Source organism: Bacillus sp. EB106-08-02-XG196, assembly GCF_013396335.1.
Taxonomy (GTDB): domain Bacteria; phylum Bacillota; class Bacilli; order Bacillales; family Cytobacillaceae; genus Neobacillus.
In genome coordinates, this window is record NZ_JABWSY010000015.1 from 91,612 (window position 1) to 111,444 (window position 19,833).

A 19,833-nucleotide genomic window follows, 5' to 3' on the forward strand; every position below is an offset into this window, starting at 1 on the left:
ACTTACTCCTTTTTAAATACGACTTCTTCGGTTCCTTTTTGGACTGTACCAATTTCAAACGCATCTTCACCTAACGATTGTAGGTGCTCCAAAATTTCACGTGAGTCTGCAGAATCAACGAGTAGAATCATCCCGATTCCCATATTAAAAGTTCGGAACATATCATAATCGGATATTTTGCCTGTTGCTTGTATAAAGGAAAAAATGGGTGGGATCTTCCATGATCCATCCCTTATCTCTGCCTGTAAGCCTTCGGGTAAAATGCGTGGAATGTTATCGTAAAAGCCCCCGCCTGTCACATGTACCAGACCAGAGACAGGATATTTCCGCACCGTTGAAAGGACCGATTTTACGTAAATTTTCGTCGGTTCGAGTAACACGCCCCCCAATTCAGCTCCCAATTGATCCAAATAATCACCTAAGGACAGCTTAGCATCCTCCAAAAGAACTTTTCGGACAAGTGAAAACCCATTGCTATGTATACCACTTGAAGCTAATCCAATCAGTACCTGACCTTCCTTGACTTTGGATCCATCAATCACATGTTTTTGATCGACGATCCCAACTGTAAAACCAGCGATATCATATTCCTCGTCCTGATACATCCCCGGCATCTCGGCTGTTTCGCCGCCAATGAGTGAACACCCTGCCTGCAGGCAGCCATCTGCTATTCCTTTCACGATCGATTCAATTTTTTCGGGGATGATTTTACCACAGGCTAGATAGTCTAGAAAAAAAAGCGGCTCTGCCCCTTGGACGATGATATCATTTACACACATGGCAACTGCATCAATCCCGATGGTATCGTGCTTGTCCATAGCAAAGGCTATTTTCAATTTGGTCCCAACACCATCTGTACCAGAAACAAAAACCGGCTCTTCCATCCCCGTTAAGTCTGGTTTAAAAAGAGCCCCAAAACCTCCTAATCCAGTTAATACTTCAGGACGGAAGGTTTTTTTCACATGTTTTTTCATTCTTTCAACCGCTTCATTGCCCGCATCTATATTGACTCCTGCTTGGCGGTACGCATCGCTCATTTGTTTCCCTCCTTACGGTAAACTTGCAGAGATTTCCTGCGTGTTGATTTTTTTTAATAATCCCGAACGCATAATGTCTGGGATGGCATTTCTCCATGCCCTATCCAATTCAGCAACCGGCTGAGAAATCACGTTCTTACCATGATGTGTAATCGATAATTCCGTCCCTTTAACCATGCCGATTTCTTTTATTGGTACCTCGAGCTGTTTCGCCATTTCCTTTATCCTTTCACCATATTCCGGTGAGACCGAAATAATAATACGAGATTGAGATTCACTAAAAAGATTAAAGTCTGATCGAAGTTCTTCCGTTAAATGAATGACCGCTCCCAGCTTCCCACCAATACAGCTTTCCGCTAGAGCAACTGCGATACCGCCTTCGGCCGTATCGTGGGCGGAATCCACCAATCCTTCTTGAATGATCTTTAGGGTAAAAACTTGAATATTCTTTTCTAACTCTAGGTTTAACTGCGGTGGTCGCCCTTCCATTTTTCCTGTCACCATTTTTTGGTATTCTGAACCACCTATCTCTTCCTTGGTTTCCCCCATTAAAAAGATTAAATCTCCCTCTTTTTTAAATTCCTGAGTCGTTATATGATTGGTATCTCTTATTAAACCCACCATTCCAATGGTCGGTGTCGGAAAGATCGCTTCTCCTTTTGTCTCATTATAAAGACTGACATTCCCGCCAATAACTGGCGTATTAAGCTGACGGCACGCTTCACTTATGCCATCAGCTGCCTTTTCAAACTGCCAGAAGATTTCCGGTTTTTCCGGACTGCCAAAGTTTAAGTTATCGGTAATCGCTAAAGGCTCTGCACCGGAACAAACGACATTTCGGGCTGCTTCTGCAACAGCAATCGCTCCCCCAACGAACGGATCAAGATAAACATATCTTCCATTACAATCTGTCGTCATCGCCAATGCTTTCCTTGTGCCGCGGATGGCAACGACCGCAGCATCTGATCCAGGTATGACCGCTGTATTGGTTCTCACCATATAGTCATATTGTTTATACACCCATTCTTTGCTGGCAATCGTAGGGGATGCTAGCAGCTGCTTTAAAACGGTATTATAGTCATTTGGTTCTTCTATTGTTTGAGCAGGGTCTAATGATGAATATTGTGCGTAATAAGGAGCCTCTTTAGAAGTCTTACAATAGACCGGCGCATCTTCTGCCAGCTTGTCTGCCGGGATTTCCGCCACCACCTCTCCTTTGTGAAGTAAACGAAGTTGGTTATCATCTGTTACCCGGCCAATCACAGCAGAGTGAAGTCCCCATTTGTCAAAAATCTTTTTTACTTCTTCTTCTTTTCCTTTTTTCGCAACCACCAGCATTCTCTCTTGTGATTCTGAGAGCATCATTTCGTAGGCACTCATTCCTTTTTCGCGTTGTGGAACAAGATCAAGATCCAATTCAACGCCATTTCCCGCTTTACTTGCCATTTCGGAGCTGGAGCTCGTTAATCCTGCTGCCCCCATATCCTGTATCCCTACCACATGGCCAGAAGCTATCAATTCGAGAGTCGCTTCCAGCAGCAATTTTTCCATAAAAGGATCGCCCACTTGAACAGCCGGACGCTTTGCTTCGGAATTCTCACTCAACTCTTCTGATGCAAAGGTCGCTCCATGAATGCCGTCTCTTCCAGTAGCGGCGCCAACATAAATAACGGGGTTACCAATCCCTTTCGCCACGCCTTTTTGAATTTGATTATGATCGATTAACCCCACACACATAGCATTAACAAGGGGATTTCCTTCATAAGAAGAATCAAAGTAGATCTCGCCGCCAACCGTAGGAATGCCCATACAATTCCCATATCCAGCAATACCGGCGACCACATTTTCAAATATATATTTGGTTTTTGGATTATCAAGTTCGCCAAATCTTAATGAGTTCAATAGCGCAATCGGTCGCGCACCCATGGAAAAAACATCACGAATAATCCCTCCAACACCTGTAGCAGCCCCTTGATAAGGTTCAATGGCCGATGGATGATTGTGGCTTTCAATTTTAAACACGACTGCTTGTTGATCTCCAATATCGACAATCCCCGCTCCTTCACCAGGACCTTGGAGAACATGAGGGCCGGAAGTCGGAAAACGCTTGAGGACTACCTTCGAATTTTTATAGCTGCAATGCTCGGACCACATCACACTAAAGATACCCGTTTCGGTATAATTCGGTTTCCGCCCGAGAATCTCGATAACTTTATCAAACTCTTCGTCCGTCAATCCCATTTCCCGATATACCTTCTGCTCCACAATTTGTTCAGGAGTTGGTTCTTTAAGCTGTGCCATGTTGTTTCCTCCAGTAGCTTAAAATCGATGAAAACATACGTTTTCCGTCATCTGTTCCCAGCCACTTATGAACGGCACGTTCCGGGTGGGGCATTAATCCTAAAACATTGCCTCTCTCATTGATTACCCCAGCAATTTCAGAAATCGATCCATTTGGATTCGTCCCTTTATACCTGAATACGATTTGATTGTTGTTTTCTAACTGATTCAGCGTTTCTTGATCACAATAATAATTTCCATCACCATGGGCAATAGGGATACGGATCATTTCGCCTTCCTGATAGTCTAATGTGAATGGAGTTTGGTTGTTTTCTACTATTAGATCAATGGTGTCACAATGAAATTTCAAACGTTGATTTCTTCTTAATGCACCTGGCAAAAGATTCGCTTCGGTCAATATTTGAAATCCATTGCAGACACCGAGAATCAATTTCCCCTCCTCCGCTGCGATTTTCACCTGCTCCATAGCAGGAGACAGACTCGCTACAGCCCCTGGCCGCAAATAATCGCCATAGGAGAATCCTCCAGGAACAAGAATCGCATCATATTTTGATAGATCCGTTTCTAGATGCCATACATATTCGACAGACTGTTCAATCGTATCTAAAACTGCTTTATACATATCCACATCGCAGTTTGAACCCGGAAAAACCAGTACAGCAAAATTCAACTTAATCCCTCCTATCCTTCCTGGTTGTTAAGATCAAACCTATAGTCTTCAATCACGGTATTAGCTAACAGCTTCTCACACATATCCCTTACTCGTTCTTCTACTGCCTTTTGATCATCATTATTAATCACAAGCTCCATGTATTTCCCTATCCGTACCTCTCCAACCTCATCATAGCCAAGAGAATGCAGCGACTCGTGAACTGCATTCCCTTGTGGGTCTAACACACTCTCTCTTAATGTTACATACACCGTTGCTTTAAACATTGACACTACCCCCGATTCTTCGTAAGATTTCCTGATATGCTTCCTCGACATTACCCAAATCCCGTCTAAACCGATCTTTATCTAATTTTTTCTTTGTATGGGCATCCCAAAATCGACACGTATCAGGGGAGATTTCATCCGCTAAGATGATATCTCCAGCTGGAATTTTACCGAATTCCAATTTAAAATCAACTAAGATAATATCTTTGTTTAATAGAAATTCGTTCAAGATTTCATTGATTTTCAAAGCTTGGTTTCGAATGTCTGCTAATTCTTCCTCTGTTGCTAGGCGAAGAATGGCGATGTGATCATGGTTAATCAAAGGGTCCCCTAGTTCATCATTTTTATAGTAGAATTCCATTATCGTTTGAGGGAGTTCCTTCCCTTCCTCCCATCCAAGCCTTTTTGCAAGTGATCCTGCCGCAATGTTTCGAACCACCACCTCAATGGGGATAATCTCCACTTGCTGGACAATCTGTTCGGTTGATGAGATTTTTTTTATAAAATGATTGTCCAACCCTTTTTCTTTCAACAAACTAAGAAAAATGGCACTAATCTCGTTATTTAACGTTCCTTTTCCGGCAATTTGTCCTTTTTTCTCGCCATTGAAGGCAGTGGCGTCATCTTTATATTCAATCCAATACGTTCCTGACTCGGATGTTTTAAATACCTTTTTCGCTTTACCTTCATAAAGCATTTCTAATTTTTCCATTATAATTCTCCTTTACTCAATCTTACCGAACAAACTTTCCTCCTAAAATCAGACCAACTTTTTTTACTACTGATTTTAAGTTATCCTGAATGTCAATCCTTTACTTTTATTAACTAACAAAATTTTATCAGTACACGCTGACTACTAGAAAATGAATATAAAAGGATAGAAATTTTTCTTTCGCCAAAAATAAGGAAATGAACATCACGGGAGGCAGACAAAATGGATTCAGAAATGAAGGAGAAATGCGGGGTATTTGGTGTTTTTAATCACCCCAAAGCAGCCCATTTAACCTATTATGGACTTCATGCACTTCAACACCGCGGACAGGAGAGTGCAGGAATTGTGGCTGCTGATGGGAAATCATTCAGGCATCACAGAGGAATGGGATTAGTTACGCAGGTATTTACCCGTGAGACCCTTGATGGATTAACCGGAAATATGGCCATTGGCCATGTCCGTTATTCAACATCTGGTGCAAGTTTATTACAAAACGCTCAGCCCCTCGTCTTTAAATACAGTGAGGGTGATTTGGCCGTTGCCCATAACGGGAATCTTGTGAATGCCAATATCGAACGGAAAGTGCTCCAGCAACAAGGGGCCATCTTTCAGACAACAACGGATACAGAAATTATCGCCCACCTTATCGCTCGTTCAAGTAAAAAATATTTTAATCAAGCTGGACCTGAAGTTCTTAAGCGGATTGACGGATCATTCGCTTTACTAATTATGACAGAAAAACAAATGCTCGTTGCCCTGGATCGTCACGGATTACGCCCCCTTAGCCTCGGAAAAATTGGCGAATCTATTGTCGCAGCTTCCGAAACATGTGCGTTAAATGCGGTAGATGCTACGTTCTGGAGAGACGTTGAACCGGGTGAATGGCTTCTCATTGATGAAAAGGGGGTTCAAACAGGAAGATTTGCTGAAAAAGGCGAGGTTTCCCTTTGTTCTTTTGAATTTGTTTATTTTGCAAGACCGGATAGCGTGATTCATGGAAGAAGTGTCTTAACCATCCGGAAAGAGTTAGGCCAAATTCTAGCAAAAGAACATCCAGCACCAGCAGATGTTGTGGTCGCCGTGCCAGAATCTAGTGTTCCTGCAGCGATGGGGTATGCACAACAATCAGGAATTCCTTATGAAATGGGGATCATCAAAAACCCTTATGCGGGCCGTTCCTTTATTGAACCAACCCAGGAATTGCGCGACCTGGCAGTTCGTCTAAAATTAAGCGCAGTACGAGAAATTCTCGAGAATAAGAGAGTTGTGCTGGTTGATGATTCAATTGTTCGGGGAACGACAAGTAAACGCATTGTTCAATTGATTCGTCAAGCAGGTGCCAAAGAGGTCCACGTACGAATCAGCTCCCCTATGGTAAAAAATCCTTGTTTTTATGGAGTGGATATGCCTACAAAAGAAGAACTATTTGCTAATAAACATGAACAAGAACAAGCAATGGGGAAAGTGATCGGAGCAGATTCATTAGCTTTTTTAAGTACGGAAGGGTTATTAGAGGCGGTTGATGTAGATTTAGCAGACACCAGCAGCCGCTGTATCGCCTGCTTTAGCGGGGCATATCCAACTAACTTGTATTTGAAGTGAAAAATGCCAATGTGTGACCATGGGGACGGTTCTAGAGGTCCATTTTGTCTAACTTGTACCATAGGAACCGTCCCTCTGGACACCAAATTCGAATTTAGACCCATTTCCTTTAAGAAGATGTATAATGGAATACGAAATTATCTGAATGACGGAGGTTAGGATGAAGTTTTTTATAAAGTTAAATACCATCAGTGCCTTATACGCCTTAGCGCTGTTTATTGCCATCGAACTCATTATAAATGTTTCTCATATTAGTCAAGTATATGGCTTTGAATGGGATCATGTTTACATTGTCATTGCTGTTATTAATGTTATTGGACTACTTCTTGCGACCTTTATCTTTTTTAGCATAACAAAAAAGTGGATGTCAGGCAGAAAACACCATCATTGGACACTTATTCTGTGGGTACCTTATTTTATTGTGTTATTCTACTTTTTCACTGTCTTCGTTCCTCTTAATACAGGAGTGATCCTTTTTCCTAGATTTAGTCTTTTAATTTTTGGGTCTGCCTTGCTGTTTCCGGTCTACATATTATTTATTAATGTCATTGCTTCACCTATAAGTACGGACGAGCGGAATTCCACTATCAGAAGGCAATATATTAAGTGAATTTTCAAGGAAAAATGCTTGGAGCCTATCATGACTCCAAGCATTCTTATAAGACAACGGTTTATCCGCTGCCTCATGATAATTTTCCCTATACTATTTCAGCAGCATTGATCTCGGTAGATTTATTGAATTCTTTTCTTCTGAAAGTGATTTTCCAGCATCATTCCAATTGTCAATAATCATTTCAAGTTCTTTTATCTCACCAAAATGGCGTTCAAAGAAAATAACATCTTAGTTATTATTTCTTCAAAAATAAATTCCCCCTTTTCATTTCATTACTCAACAGGAACTGTTTCTAAACTCTCTACATTTACAGTTTCTGGTTTAAAATCGTACGTTTTCTTACCCCATACTTTAAAAACTTTTAATATGATTAAATAAATTGGAATCGGTGCTAATAGCAAAAGGATTCCATTACTCATAGATAATGCACCAGAAGCAATTGCCATAATCGTAGCAACTGTCACATAACTAGGCATCATTGCAATATTCATCAAACCTAATTCGACTGCTGTAGAAGTTTTTAAAGAAGGATCAATAATTCTCACAAGAGCAATACCGCTTGGTACGGTTCCAGTGGCAGTACCGTATAAACCAAGGGTTCTTTCAAAATCATTTTCTCCGCCAAGTCTTTGGCCAAAATAAATGCATATAATTACTGTTAAAATCGTGATCACAATAGCCTCAATAATGATCGGAACCATCCATTCACTTAACACACTAAGTGGTACAGCCATAAATGATGCAACCACTAAATAATCTGTTGTCCATCCGGTAATCTTGGATTGGAACGTATTATCGAGCATATGGTCTATCCGTAGTTTTTTCATGATGAATTTAATCAGATACCCAGACAACATTCCGAATATAAATAGCATACTGCTAAAAGTTGGGCCAACACCAGGAATGAATGAAATGACCTTCGCCATACCCAAAGCTAACATAAAACAGAGGCCGATAATCGCAAAATGAAAAGTCATTGTATCCATATTTCCGCTAAATATTGTCTCATTTCCTAATGATTGACGCTTTTCATCTTTTACATAATAGCCTCTTTCAACAAAACCATCGATTCCCGATTTGCTCAAGTTTTTGGCTAATCCTTTTTTTATACCATATCTCGCTAAGGGGACACCAACGAAAAAACAAACTAAAAATCCAATTGCTGCAAATGTAATTCCCACGGTAGCAGCGTTTACAATTCCATATTGTTGCTCCATAATCCCACCAAAAACAGCAGATTGTCCTGGACCTTGTGCAAAAGCAAATGGAATGAGTAACCCGTAGACTGGATCCATCCCAAAGAAACCGCCAATCCCCAAGATGAGAATAGCGCCAACAGCAGGAGTAAGGGCATATAAAATATTCCAAAGAAAACCTAAACCTAAAGAACCTTTTGCAATACTTTTTCCGGCAGAGCTTGAAGAGCTTGACTTGGGATTACTGGTCAATCCAATGGAAATAAACGTAATAGTAAATAAGAAACTTACTATATTTACATACATTGCTGAGTCAGTAGATGTTATAAGTCCCGTATTCATGAGAACCAAGCCTAGTAGACCAGCAATAACACTCGCAGGAACTATCATTTTTCTAATAAATGGAACCTTTGTCCGAATGATCATACCAATACAGATCATTATACTAGCTATCCCAAAAGCTATCATAAAGCTCAAAGAAATCTCCTCCTTTTTATCTAACAGAAACGCTTTCGATAACTTTAATACGAGTGAATCGCTTTTAGTCTAAAAAGAAAAGGAGATTTACAAAATGCGAATTCTCCTCTTTTCGTTTTATTGTTTTAATAGAAACTAAGTAGTTTTTACTGTTTTTTGCCCATAGACAGGCTCACCATTAATATAGGTAGATTGAATGGAAACATCTTTTATATCCAGAGGATTAATCATTGTTGGATCCTCCTCTAGCACGACAAAATCTGCCTTCTTCCCCATTTCGATACTTCCTGAATGATCCTCATCAAAAATAAATTTTGCTCCATAAATGGTCATCGATTTTAAGGCTGTGACGACATCAATTCGCTGTTCAGGCCCCAAAACATGACCTTCTCTCGTGATTCGATTAACTGCTGCCCAAACGGAGAACAGCGGTGAAATGGGAGTAATAGGACAATCCGAATGCAAGGCAAACAAAAGATTGTGTTCCACTGCTTCTGCTAATGGACTGATTCGTCTTCCACGCTTTGGACCTAAGAAAATCCTTTCATGTCTATCTCCCCAATAATAAACATGATTGATGAAAAAGGAGCCAGCTACACCAAGTTCTCCCATTCTAGCGATATCTTCAGTTGTCGCCGATTGAACATGTTCAATCCGATGGCGGTGGTCGGTACGAGGATGCTGCTTCAATGCATATTCATACGCATCTAAAATAGATCCAATCGCACGATCACCGTTTCCATGTGTCGTCATTCGATAACCTCGACGGTGAAGATTTAAAACTTCTTCATTCAAAAATTCCTGTGGATGTATAAAATCTCCATAAACATCTGGATTTTGATAATACGGTTCCCGTAATGCACCAGTTAAGCCTTGAATCGAACCATCTTGGAACATTTTGGCACTATCTAATTTAGCCCAGCCGCCAGATCTAGCTTGGATTTCAATATCCAATTGTTCAGACGTATACCCTCCATATGGAGCTCCGTCACTTAAGAGATAGTGCATCATCATTAATTGCATACGCATTGGATTCACACGAAGTTTTGATGCCTGAAGATGTGCTTCAAAATCATCAAGTCCAATGATGGCTGCATCTGAATTAGTTGTAATTCCCTGTGCAACATAGTCTTTAGATATTTTCTCTAAGATACGAACCAGTTCCCCAACTGTTGGTTTAGGGATAAGACTACTAATTGGTTGTTGAGCACCAGGTTCATATAACACTCCGTTTAGTCGACCTTTCTCATCCCGGCCATAATGGCCGCCTTGCGGGTCTGAAATAGTATCCTGCAACCCAGCCATTTGAATAGCCAGTGTGTTTGCGTACGCCAAATGACCTGAAGCATGAGAGATGAAAACTGGATTATTAGGTGTTACTTGATCAAGGTCTACTCTTGTTAGATGGCGTTTTTCATAAATTAATGTATCATCATAACCAAATCCTTGAATCCACTCTCCATTTTGTGTTTCTTTTGCTTTTTTACCAATAGTATCTAGAATGTCTTTGATAGATTTATTAGGCGGTGTACTGCAATTCACCATGTCCCTTGTCTGACCATACATCAACATATGATTATGGGTATCGATAAAACCAGGTAATAACGCTGCTCCGTCTAAATCAACCACATTCGTCTGTTGAGTTATTTCAACTTCATCTTTTGGGGGTTCTGCTGTTTCCCAGATTCCAACTATTTTTCCTTGTGATACCGCTACAGATCCTGCTCGGCGATTGTTGTGATCCAAAGTTAGTACCTTTCCATTTTTAAATAAAAGATCTACTTTCATTTACTATCACTCCTTTTTAATAAAAAGGAAGAGTTTAGTATTAACCACCTAAACTCCTCTTGTTAGCTCTAAACTATTACGATGGTCCAAGTGTGCGTCTTTCCGTTTTGATACTAGTAAGTCGGAACTTTGAATGCGTTTACATTTACTTCCAAAGCACAATTCGAAAAGAATGTTTTGTAGGAATCCATTAGAAGTTCTCTAATTTTTTTAAGAGAGGTCAATTGCTGGAGTATGACTGAGTGTAAGTGGTGGAGTCTTGATACAGCAGCTAGAATAATGGAGCTATTTTTAATTTCCTTTGGCACCCCAATCTTTATTTTTTCACATCCATTCTTTTAAGATAGAGATTTTCATCCTTCGGATTAGAATTTCGCTAATCCCAACGTCGGAATGTCCGTACCAGATGAAGGGACAAAAAACTCATAATTCGATTTAAACACATATATTCCAAATTTTCAATATATTCAAAATAGGTTTATTTAATAAAATTCATAATAATTCTTATTCATTTAATTCATAAATAGGATTCTAGTGAATTTTTCTATTTAATTTTAATGCTAAGTATGGACGAGCGGAATTCCACTATCGGCAGGCAATATAGTAAGTGAATTCTCAAGGAAAAATGCTTGGAGCATATCATGACTCCAAGCATTTTTATATAACAATTTTTAATGAAAATAGAGCCTTCTCCTTCTACATAAACACCATCATTTTAACCATAAAATTGAAGCTAACATAGGTGTTTCCCCATTCCTCTGCTAAAAATAAACCAGTCAAGAAAATAAATCAGGTTTTTCTTTTAGTAAATGTTCTAGCAAGTCTGTCATTTTTACGGTGTCACATACCCTTACTGTTGCATCGCCAAATTGTCCTTTGTACATAACTTTATTTTTCAGAAAAACATCTTCAACTCGATCGTATTTTTCAGAGGTATGCCCAAAATGTCTTCTTTGCGGTATGGAAATTTCCGTTTTATCCGGTAATATGGTGTAAAGCATTTCGTGCTCAGCAGTCAATCGACCTGGTATATCAAGCCATTCCTCGACTCCATGAATATATGTACATCTACGTAAATCGACTCCTATTAACAAGATGGCTGCCTTCTGGTCGAGTAATTTCCCCCAACTCGATTCACGTGCACAAGGTGTGTCGAATTGTTCATTACCCGCAATAAATTCATGTGCTTCTTTTCCCAGGGCTGCTACGGAATGCGTTGGATGCCATGACCGAACAACACCCGGACGTTTTCGAAACAGTTCCGTTAATAATCCAACACAAGATGGTGAGTCATTGACATCAAATCGAGGATTCTCCGCTTTAATATACGACCATGTATGGGTAGGAAAAACCAAAAGACCATTTTTCATATATTCTGAAAGTGCATCAAGGACAGTATCGGCCCCACCCTCTACTTGTCCAATACTTTTCATTGATGAATGAACAAGTAATGTTCCATTTTCGTCGATTCCCAATTCTTTCAGATGCTTTACTAAATCTTGTTTCTTGTACATCACATTCAACCTTTCAATCTTTACATACACCAAAAGAATACCATATTAGGATTATTTGTCTATGTTTCCTAGACTTTTGATTATTGACTAGAAAGCTGGTGACATTGACATGTGTGGCAAATCAGAAGGAAGATTTTATGTATCCTTTAGTTGACATTACGGATACACTTCTTTTGACCGCACTGCAATTTTCCTTGAAAGATAAAGGTTTGGTGAGTAAAATACTACCTTTTCAATCAATAAAATCACAAAAAATGCGAAAAATGATAGCCTTTGATTACTTGTTTAAGTCTATGGTTAATCTTTTCCTTCCTTATGTTTCTTTCCTTTTGATTATCGGACCATTCTTTCATATCTTCATGTTCTGGATGGTTTACATCTGCCATAATTCGTAGATATTCTTCATAGCCTCCTTCTCCTCCTACATCTTCAGGAGGTCTCTCGCCGATTCCTTCAACAAATGTTGCACGAAACTCATTTGATTTTACGATTTTTTCCAAAGTTATCGTATGTTCCCAGGAGTCTCCAAAATCGTATTCATATACGACTTCACCATAGGTTGGAAAGATTTCTTCAAGAGCAACTAATCGCTCCTGACGAATCTCAAATTCATCAAAATTCAAATATTCCATCGTCTCGGGGTCATCATCCATCACAATTTTAAGGTCCTTCCTTTTCGCTCTTTCCACAACAAATTCATGTAAATGAGCGTTCTGCCAATCAAAAACGGTTTGAATAATATTATGTAGATGTCTAAACGAATAAGTGGAAGGCACTAAAACTTGTCGCCATATTTCATGACACTCTAGCTTGATTTTTATTTTCAGTTGATAGAGGTCGATTGCAAGAACATCCTCCACAACTTCATGATGACCTTCCTGCCCATAAATAAGGCTGAGACATTCGAGCATTTTTTCAATCGGATAAAACCCTGGATTGTTTCCAGATAATTGGATAAATCTACCGGTTATCATGCTAATATATCGTTGAATTCTTATCTTTTTATCTAAATATTCTTGCGTAAACTCAATTTCACGTACCGCATTATTCATCTTTCCTACTATGCTTTTACTAGCTGTTTTCGAAAATGTAATAGCACCCGCTTTTTCCATATATGCTTCAATGACTTCTTTACGGATACCTTCCATACGTAAAGCCGTAATGATTGCCTCAGGAATTAATTCATTTATTTTGGAAAAATCCTTTTTACTTGGTCTGTAGATAACGATTGAATACCTTGTTTCATTATTCATCAAAACAATCACTTTTTTTCTATCAATCGTGGCAAAGTTAGCGTGCCATGCCATGAAGCTATTAGGAAACTGCTCATGTCCTTCTGGAGGATGCAGCTCACTATTCTTTATTCCAAGCTGATCAAGCAAGGCTTTCGTACATTGGATTAACATTTATCTCACCCTCTTAAGTTCATATATAAATATGTTTCATCAACGATTTAAAAGTCTTGTCATATAACCGCTTGATTACATCTAATGCATCTTAATCTATTTCTTTTTCAATACTCTCTTGTTCTTCAATTATCCATTTTTACTCTGATTGTATCACAAAATGAAATGAGATTATTTAGACACCGCTTTTCATACTTTGCATCGTAATTTAATTTACTATTGATTAGGAATTTCTCACTCAACAGTTGATTGTTATATATACCTTTAATGACTCACAGCAAAAAAGAGGGATGCTATGCAATCCCTCTTTGCCTATCTATTCAGATCAATTCCAAAAATGAACAAATTGTTAAGATCCCTTTGTCAAAGTTTTCTAAGTTAAAGTGTTCATTCGGAGCATGGAGATTTTCATCCGGCAAGCCGAATCCCATTAAGACAACAGGAGAATTTAGGGTATGGTTGAAATCCGATACAATCGGAATGGAACCCCCTTCTCTTTTATAAACAGGTGCTTTTCCATAAACTTGTTCGTAGGCTTCAGCCGCTTTTTGAATCATCGGATGATCGATTGGGGTTAGGAATGGATTACCTGTATCTTGAAGTGTTACCTTTACACTGCATCCTTTTGGTGCTTTTTCTTCTAAATGCTTTTTGATTGAGCCCTGGATTTTTTCTGGGTTTTGATTATTAACTAGACGGCAGGTGATTTTTGCATGTGCCTCGTTCGGAATGACGGTTTTTGTACCCTCCCCCTGAAATCCGCCCCATATGCCGTTTAATTCTAGAGTTGGTCGAGAACTGATTTTCTCAGGGTATGGGTAATTTGTTTCTCCCCCCGTTAATTCTGTTAGACCCAACTGTTTTTTTAGCTTTTCTTCATCAAAGCCTAGTGCTTTAATTTGTTCCTTCTCAAATTCTGTCAATTCTAAAACATCATCATAGAACTGATCCACATTTACCTTTCCGTTTGCATCATGAAGAGTAGAAAGCAGCTGCACTAATAAATGGTTAGCGTTCTGAACTCCCCCGCCGAACATGCCAGAATGCAAATCCGTATTTGCCGTTTGAAGGGAAACCTCAAGAGCACAAAGACCTCTTAGAGAATATGTAATCGCAGGAACTCCTCTATCCCACATATCAGAATCGGATATGACCACTACATCACAAGCTAATTTTTCCTTATTTTCGGCTAAAAACTGCGGAAGATGAGGACTACCGATTTCTTCTTCTCCTTCGATGCAAAATTTTAGGTTTACTGGTAATTTGTTTTCTACTTTCAGTAGTGCTTCGACCGCTTTAATATGTAAGAATGTCTGCCCTTTGTCGTCTGTTGCCCCTCTGGCAAAGATTTTTTCATCTCGGATGTCTGGTTCAAACGGAGGGGTTTCCCATAAGTTAATCGGGTCAACGGGCTGTACGTCATAATGACCGTATACTAATACAGTCGGGGCATCTTTCTGATGAAGCCAGTCTGCATAAATAATCGGATGTCCTTTTGTTTGTACGATTTCAACGTGTTCCATTCCAATGTTTTGTAACTTATTGGCGATCCAGGAAGCTGCTTTTTGCATGTCCTCTTTATGCTCTGATAAGGAACTAATGCTTGGAATACGAAGTAATTCTTTTAATTCCTCAACATTTTGATGATGATGCTTGGATACAAAATCAGATAATTGACTCATGTTCTCACCTATTCTTTTTTATTTTCACTTCTATTTTACACAAAAATGAGGAAGTAGACCATGGGGACGGTTCTAGCGGTCCTTTTTGTCTAACTTGCACCATGAGCACCGACTTAAAAGAATAAAAAGTGCCAGGCAACCTCATTTTTAGGGATGTGCCTGGCACTAGGTATTGCTTGAATTATATTAGGTTTCTATTTAGTTAATGCGCAGGGACTTCCTTTTAATTGGTTGTAGCCTTGTCTGTTATTTTGTATAAGTGTTGGATGAACATAGTGGCCATGCCTTGTGTTAAGGTATAAACTCAAAGTAGGTTAGGAATTTCTTAGATTGAATTAAGTATATTATTGAGGAGTCTCATTGGAGAGGTTTAATGATTTTTTAGTTTATAGATTTCCCTAGAATGCTCTGAAATCATTTGGTCATAGTATTCGAGGTCATGTTTTGTTGCCATTGTCGCCTTTATTTCTTTAACCTCCTCGAAAACGGAATCTAGTTTTTTTTCAATTGCGGTCGCTCTTCCGTTTATTTCAGTAACTTTTTCATTTGTTTCAGAAATTTTCCCATCCATTACGATTATTTTTCTATCCATTTCAACTATTTTTCCATCCATTTCAACTATTTTCCCATCTATTTCGACTATTTTTCTATCCATTTCAACTATTTTTCCATTTAAATCAGCAACTTTTACATTTGTTGCGGCAACAGTGTTAATTAATTGATGCAATAACTCACCCTGTCTTTTCTGTTCTGCTAAAATTAAATTAAGCGTTTTTTCCACTTTTCCTCACCTCCTTCTTTTATTAGATTTTATTATAGCAGATTTATGTTGAGAATTGTCGATGAAATGGATTGAAGTGAATCCTCCAACCATTGATCAAGTTTTCCTTAGAAGCTTTGCTCCACCATTTCTCGTTAAACATCAAATCGTGTGCAGAATACCAAAAAAAATCCCCTTATCCACTTTTGGATTTGGGGATTTTTATTATAAAAACCATGGAGACGGTTCGACCTTTGATTTGAAAAATTGAAACCAGCAGGCTTATTCCGTTGGCAATTCGTTAAAGAATGCAACATCCTCAATCGGAAGACGTGTCGTAGGATGTCCAGGTTTTGTTGCTTTTCCGATTGCAATGAGCATAACCGGCACTAACTGCTCAGAAATCCCAAAAGCTTCAACAAACTTTGCTTTATCGTAGCCACCCATTGGAACCGTGTCGTAACCTTTGGATCGCGCGACAAGCATAAGCTGCATCGAGATAAGGCCACCATCAGTATATACAATTTGGCGAGCCACTTCAGGCTGTAATGTGGAATACATACCGACCGTACGTTCGATGAATGATTTAGCCGTATCAGCTGGCATAAAGCCTGCTTCTACTGCCTGTCCATAAATTTTTTCAGCCTTCTCATAGCTTTTTGTATCACCAAGGACTGCTATAACAGCAGAAGCTTCGACTACTTGTTGTTGGTTAAACGCAATTGGCAATAGCGTTTCCTTCAACTCCGGTTTATCGATGACTAGAAAACGCCACGGCTGGAGGTTCGATGACGAAGGAGCCAATGTTGCTAGCTCCAGTATTTCGGTCATTTCCTCGCGGGATATCCGCACTGATGGATCAAAGGTACGAACAGATCGACGTTCACGAATAACATCCAAGAACATTTGCTGCTCGAGTTTTTCTAAAGTTTGAGAGTTTGCCACAATAATTCCTCCTATCAATGAAAGTATACTTTATCTCAACTACGCACATTTTTAGGAAAATTCTTATAAAGTATAAGCTTCTTTGCGCATATTGTTTTTTGATACTAAATTACCTTACTCAAATCAAGCCGAATTGTCAAAAATAATAGATTCGTAACTTTAACCATAAATAAAAAAGCGAATGATACTATTCAAGTACCATTCGCTTACTCTTTTCAATAGGATGGTGCCAGGCACTTTGATCCTTGAGAACCGTCCCAATGGAAACATATCCCTAATTTCCCATTAAGTTTTCAAATATAACAGAGATATTCCATTCCATCATCCCAATATAAGAATCTCCTTCTTCACCTGGTTTTCCTAGAGAGTCTGTAAATAATGTCCCGCCAATTGGAACACCCGTTTCTGTTGAAACCATTTCCATACTGCGAGGGTCGATACTCGTTTCTACAAATAATACTGGAATTTCTTGTTCATTAATTAAATCAACAATTTGCTTTACTTGTTGGGGTGTTCCTTGATTTTCTGCATTGATTTCCCAAATGTAACCTGCCTCAAATTCGTATGCAGCACTAAAATATTTAAAAGCGCCCTCACTTGTAACTAAAAAACGCTTTTCCTTAGGAATTTTATTGAAGCTTTCTAACGCTTCTTGATGAAGTTTTTCTAATTTCAAAATATATTCTTTAGCGTTTTTTTCGTAAATATTTGCATTCTCTGAATCTATTTCAATCAGGGCATCTCTTGCATTTTCTGCATACTTAATTCCGTTTCGAATATCAAGCCATGCATGTGGGTCTTCTTCACCTTCATTTCCTTCTGATGTTAAAAATTTAGGATCTACTCCTTCACTTAGTCTAAAAACAGGCGCATCCTCACCAGACTTTCCCGCAGTTTGGATAAGTTTCTCAAACCAAGAGTTACCCGCTTCAAGATTTAATCCATTATAAAAAACGATATCTGCATCTGTTGTTTTTTGAATATCTAATGGTAGTGGGTCATATTCATGCGGATTAGATCCTACTTTAGCTAAACTATGAATCTCTATTTGATCGCCACCGATATTTTTTACGATATCATAAAGAATGGAGTAAGTCGTAACCACCTGTAACTTATCCTCTTTAGGTTCTTTTCCTGCTTCACTACCTGTCTCCTTACTTACACCACATCCTGCCAGAATGACAATTGCCAAAAGACTTGTTATGACTAATTGTAAAATATATTTCATTGCTATTCCTCCTAAATTTTTATGAAAGGGCTTGTTTTTTCCTTCGTGCATTTAAGAAACGCCATAAGATACCTTGGTTTGGTGAAAAACAAAAGGCTAATAGAAAAAGGGCTGTTGAAACTAAAACAATGGTTGCTCCTGAAGCTAAGTTGTAAGTGAAGCTAAAGTATAACCCCACAACCGATGCAATTACTCCTAAACTTGCTGAAAGGTAAATCATTACCCATAATCGATTGGTTAATAAGTAGGCTGTTGCTGCTGGTGTGATCAGCATGGCCACTACCAATATAATTCCCACCGTTTGTAGAGAAGCAACCGTAACCATTGTCAGCAGCGTCATTAAAAAATAATGGATAATTTTAATTGGTAGTCCGTACGCTTCTGCCATGGTTGGATCAAAAGAAGTCACAAGCAGTTCTTTGTAGAACAAATAAATCGAAATTAACACAAATATTCCTATTCCCAGTGTAGTCCACATATCTGAAGGTCGGACTGCTAATACATTCCCAAACAAGATGTGATAAAGGTCCGTACTACTTTTCATAAGAGTGATTAGAATAATCCCTAATGCAAAAGCAGCCGTAAACATAATTCCAATGGAAATATCATTTTTGATACGACTATTTTGGCTGACAAAACCGATTGACATTGCGGTCAAAACACCTGAAATAACGGCTCCAGCAAAGAAATTGATTCCAAGCATGTAAGCAATTGCCACCCCTGGAAGAACAGCATGAGAAATGGCGTCACCCATTAGTGCCATTCCTCTTAAAATGATAAAACAGCCCACTACTCCACAAATAATTCCAACCATTATAGAGGTTAAAAGAGCTTTTTGTAAAAATCCGTATTGAATCACAGCCTCAATAAAAGTCATTTAAATCTTCACCCCCAATCCATCCAGAAACGAAAATTGTCCAGAATACGCTTTAGCCAAAACCTCTGCATTTAAAACCTGAGTTATATCTCCAAAACCAATAAGTTCTTTATTTAACAGAACAAGTTGGTCAAAATAATCACTGACTTTACTTAGATCATGATGAACAACCAGAATCGTTTTGCCACTATTCTTTAATTCTTTCAATATAGTCATAATGGTTTCTTCACTTGATACATCTATACCCACAAAAGGCTCATCCAGAAAGAGCATTTCAGATTCTTGAGCAAGTGCTCTTGCTAAAAAAACTCGTTGTTGCTGTCCCCCTGAAAGTTCTCCGATTTGACGCTTACTAAATTCTGCAATACCAACCCTTTGTAAACATTGTAGCGCCCATTCTTTTTCTGACTTTTTTGGTCTTTTGAATAAACCTAGTTTTGGATACGTTCCGAGTAAGACAGTATCTAAAACAGTGATTGGAAAATCCCAGTCAATATTGCTCCTTTGCGGGACATAGGCAACGGATTTTCTTAGCTCATGAAAACTTTTTCCGTATATTTGAATTTCGCCGTTATCTTTCGGGATAAGGTTTAACAATGCCTTTAATAGCGTTGATTTCCCAGCTCCATTCGGACCAATAATCCCAACTAATTTACCTGGTTCAATTGAAAAACTGACATTTTTCACCGCTTCATTTCCATGGTAGGACACAAACAAACTTTTCACTGAAAGCGCTGAATTCATTCATAATCATCTCCT

Annotated in this window: 17 protein-coding genes; 2 read left to right on the forward strand and 15 right to left on the reverse strand. The window is 38.9% G+C overall.

Translation table 11 applies throughout. The features are described from left to right. Positions 1-2 precede the first annotated feature (2 nt). Genes purM through purC form a run of 5 tightly spaced genes read right to left on the reverse strand, consistent with a single transcriptional unit; the run spans position 3 to position 4,986 of the window. Entirely contained in the window at positions 3-1,037 is a 1,035-nt protein-coding gene (gene purM / locus MLOOGBEN_RS21925) for a phosphoribosylformylglycinamidine cyclo-ligase (RefSeq protein ID WP_179160403.1), read from the reverse strand. 12 nt (positions 1,038-1,049) lie between these two features. Next, positions 1,050-3,338, reverse strand: coding sequence for a phosphoribosylformylglycinamidine synthase subunit PurL (gene purL, locus MLOOGBEN_RS21930; protein WP_179160404.1), 2,289 nt, complete (start codon positions 3,336-3,338; stop codon positions 1,050-1,052). After that, positions 3,325-4,008 (reverse strand): phosphoribosylformylglycinamidine synthase subunit PurQ, encoded by a 684-nt coding sequence (gene purQ, locus MLOOGBEN_RS21935; RefSeq protein ID WP_179160405.1) that lies wholly within the window; start codon positions 4,006-4,008, stop codon positions 3,325-3,327. Before purQ ends, purL begins: the two co-directional genes overlap by 14 nt. An 11-nt stretch (positions 4,009-4,019) precedes the next feature. Next, positions 4,020-4,274 carry a phosphoribosylformylglycinamidine synthase subunit PurS gene (gene purS / locus MLOOGBEN_RS21940; protein WP_179160406.1) on the reverse strand — a complete coding sequence of 85 codons (255 nt, stop codon included), beginning with the start codon at positions 4,272-4,274 and terminating at the stop codon, positions 4,020-4,022. Next, entirely contained in the window at positions 4,267-4,986 is a 720-nt protein-coding gene (gene purC, locus MLOOGBEN_RS21945) for a phosphoribosylaminoimidazolesuccinocarboxamide synthase (RefSeq protein WP_179160407.1), read from the reverse strand. Before purC ends, purS begins: the two co-directional genes overlap by 8 nt. A gap of 222 nt (positions 4,987-5,208) precedes the next feature. On the opposite strand from purC, the gene purF reads away from it, so the two are divergent. Continuing rightward, positions 5,209-6,588 (forward strand): amidophosphoribosyltransferase, encoded by a 1,380-nt coding sequence (gene purF, locus MLOOGBEN_RS21950; RefSeq protein ID WP_179160408.1) that lies wholly within the window; start codon positions 5,209-5,211, stop codon positions 6,586-6,588. 160 nt (positions 6,589-6,748) lie between these two features. After that, positions 6,749-7,198 (forward strand): hypothetical protein, encoded by a 450-nt coding sequence (locus tag MLOOGBEN_RS21955; protein ID WP_179160409.1) that lies wholly within the window; start codon positions 6,749-6,751, stop codon positions 7,196-7,198. A 275-nt stretch (positions 7,199-7,473) separates the two neighbouring features. On the opposite strand, the gene MLOOGBEN_RS21960 is transcribed toward MLOOGBEN_RS21955, so the two are convergent. The 10 genes from MLOOGBEN_RS21960 to MLOOGBEN_RS22005 form a co-directional block, all read right to left on the reverse strand. Then, complete coding sequence (locus MLOOGBEN_RS21960; protein WP_179160472.1) at positions 7,474-8,865, reverse strand: sodium/glutamate symporter; 1,392 nt, start codon at positions 8,863-8,865, stop codon at positions 7,474-7,476. Between the two features lie 144 nt (positions 8,866-9,009). Next, complete coding sequence (locus MLOOGBEN_RS21965; RefSeq protein ID WP_179160410.1) at positions 9,010-10,662, reverse strand: amidohydrolase; 1,653 nt, start codon at positions 10,660-10,662, stop codon at positions 9,010-9,012. Between the two features lie 776 nt (positions 10,663-11,438). Then, on the reverse strand, positions 11,439-12,176 hold the full coding sequence (locus MLOOGBEN_RS21970) for an AAC(3) family N-acetyltransferase (RefSeq protein ID WP_179160411.1): 738 nt from the start codon (positions 12,174-12,176) through the stop codon (positions 11,439-11,441). 245 nt (positions 12,177-12,421) lie between these two features. Then, positions 12,422-13,582, reverse strand: a complete 1,161-nt coding sequence (locus tag MLOOGBEN_RS21975; protein ID WP_179160412.1) for a plasmid pRiA4b ORF-3 family protein — start codon at positions 13,580-13,582, stop codon at positions 12,422-12,424. A 320-nt stretch (positions 13,583-13,902) separates the two neighbouring features. After that, a complete protein-coding gene (locus MLOOGBEN_RS21980; RefSeq protein WP_179160413.1) occupies positions 13,903-15,264 on the reverse strand; it encodes a dipeptidase in 1,362 nt (453 codons plus the stop codon). Positions 15,265-15,634: 370 nt separating this feature from the next. Next, the gene (locus MLOOGBEN_RS21985) at positions 15,635-16,045 is read right to left on the reverse strand and encodes a hypothetical protein (protein WP_179160414.1); all 411 of its coding nucleotides are present in this window, start codon (positions 16,043-16,045) and stop codon (positions 15,635-15,637) included. Between the two features lie 261 nt (positions 16,046-16,306). Further along, positions 16,307-16,930 (reverse strand): nitroreductase family protein, encoded by a 624-nt coding sequence (locus MLOOGBEN_RS21990; RefSeq protein ID WP_179160473.1) that lies wholly within the window; start codon positions 16,928-16,930, stop codon positions 16,307-16,309. 313 nt (positions 16,931-17,243) lie between these two features. Continuing rightward, positions 17,244-18,197, reverse strand: coding sequence for a metal ABC transporter substrate-binding protein (locus MLOOGBEN_RS21995; RefSeq protein ID WP_179160415.1), 954 nt, complete (start codon positions 18,195-18,197; stop codon positions 17,244-17,246). A gap of 19 nt (positions 18,198-18,216) precedes the next feature. Beyond that, the gene (locus tag MLOOGBEN_RS22000) at positions 18,217-19,074 is read right to left on the reverse strand and encodes a metal ABC transporter permease (RefSeq protein ID WP_179160416.1); all 858 of its coding nucleotides are present in this window, start codon (positions 19,072-19,074) and stop codon (positions 18,217-18,219) included. Then, positions 19,075-19,818, reverse strand: a complete 744-nt coding sequence (locus MLOOGBEN_RS22005; protein WP_179160417.1) for a metal ABC transporter ATP-binding protein — start codon at positions 19,816-19,818, stop codon at positions 19,075-19,077. It lies immediately after the preceding gene. Positions 19,819-19,833 lie beyond the last annotated feature (15 nt).

Excerpts from the sequence above, each read along its gene's own strand:
- MLOOGBEN_RS21970 (WP_179160411.1), bottom strand. The coding sequence starts at position 12,176 with ATGTACAAGAAACAAGATTTAGTAAAGCATCTGAAAGAATTGGGAATC.
- MLOOGBEN_RS21965 (WP_179160410.1), bottom strand. The coding sequence starts at position 10,662 with ATGAAAGTAGATCTTTTATTTAAAAATGGAAAGGTACTAACTTTGGAT.
- MLOOGBEN_RS22005 (WP_179160417.1), bottom strand. The coding sequence starts at position 19,818 with ATGAATTCAGCGCTTTCAGTGAAAAGTTTGTTTGTGTCCTACCATGGA.
- purL (WP_179160404.1), bottom strand. The coding sequence starts at position 3,338 with ATGGCACAGCTTAAAGAACCAACTCCTGAACAAATTGTGGAGCAGAAG.
- MLOOGBEN_RS21990 (WP_179160473.1), bottom strand. The coding sequence starts at position 16,930 with ATGTTCTTGGATGTTATTCGTGAACGTCGATCTGTTCGTACCTTTGAT.
- MLOOGBEN_RS21955 (WP_179160409.1), top strand. The coding sequence starts at position 6,749 with ATGAAGTTTTTTATAAAGTTAAATACCATCAGTGCCTTATACGCCTTA.
- purM (WP_179160403.1), bottom strand. The coding sequence starts at position 1,037 with ATGAGCGATGCGTACCGCCAAGCAGGAGTCAATATAGATGCGGGCAAT.
- purC (WP_179160407.1), bottom strand. The coding sequence starts at position 4,986 with ATGGAAAAATTAGAAATGCTTTATGAAGGTAAAGCGAAAAAGGTATTT.
- MLOOGBEN_RS21975 (WP_179160412.1), bottom strand. The coding sequence starts at position 13,582 with ATGTTAATCCAATGTACGAAAGCCTTGCTTGATCAGCTTGGAATAAAG.
- MLOOGBEN_RS21995 (WP_179160415.1), bottom strand. The coding sequence starts at position 18,197 with ATGAAATATATTTTACAATTAGTCATAACAAGTCTTTTGGCAATTGTC.
- MLOOGBEN_RS21980 (WP_179160413.1), bottom strand. The coding sequence starts at position 15,264 with ATGAGTCAATTATCTGATTTTGTATCCAAGCATCATCATCAAAATGTT.
- MLOOGBEN_RS22000 (WP_179160416.1), bottom strand. The coding sequence starts at position 19,074 with ATGACTTTTATTGAGGCTGTGATTCAATACGGATTTTTACAAAAAGCT.
- purS (WP_179160406.1), bottom strand. The coding sequence starts at position 4,274 with ATGTTTAAAGCAACGGTGTATGTAACATTAAGAGAGAGTGTGTTAGAC.
- MLOOGBEN_RS21960 (WP_179160472.1), bottom strand. The coding sequence starts at position 8,865 with ATGATAGCTTTTGGGATAGCTAGTATAATGATCTGTATTGGTATGATC.
- purF (WP_179160408.1), top strand. The coding sequence starts at position 5,209 with ATGGATTCAGAAATGAAGGAGAAATGCGGGGTATTTGGTGTTTTTAAT.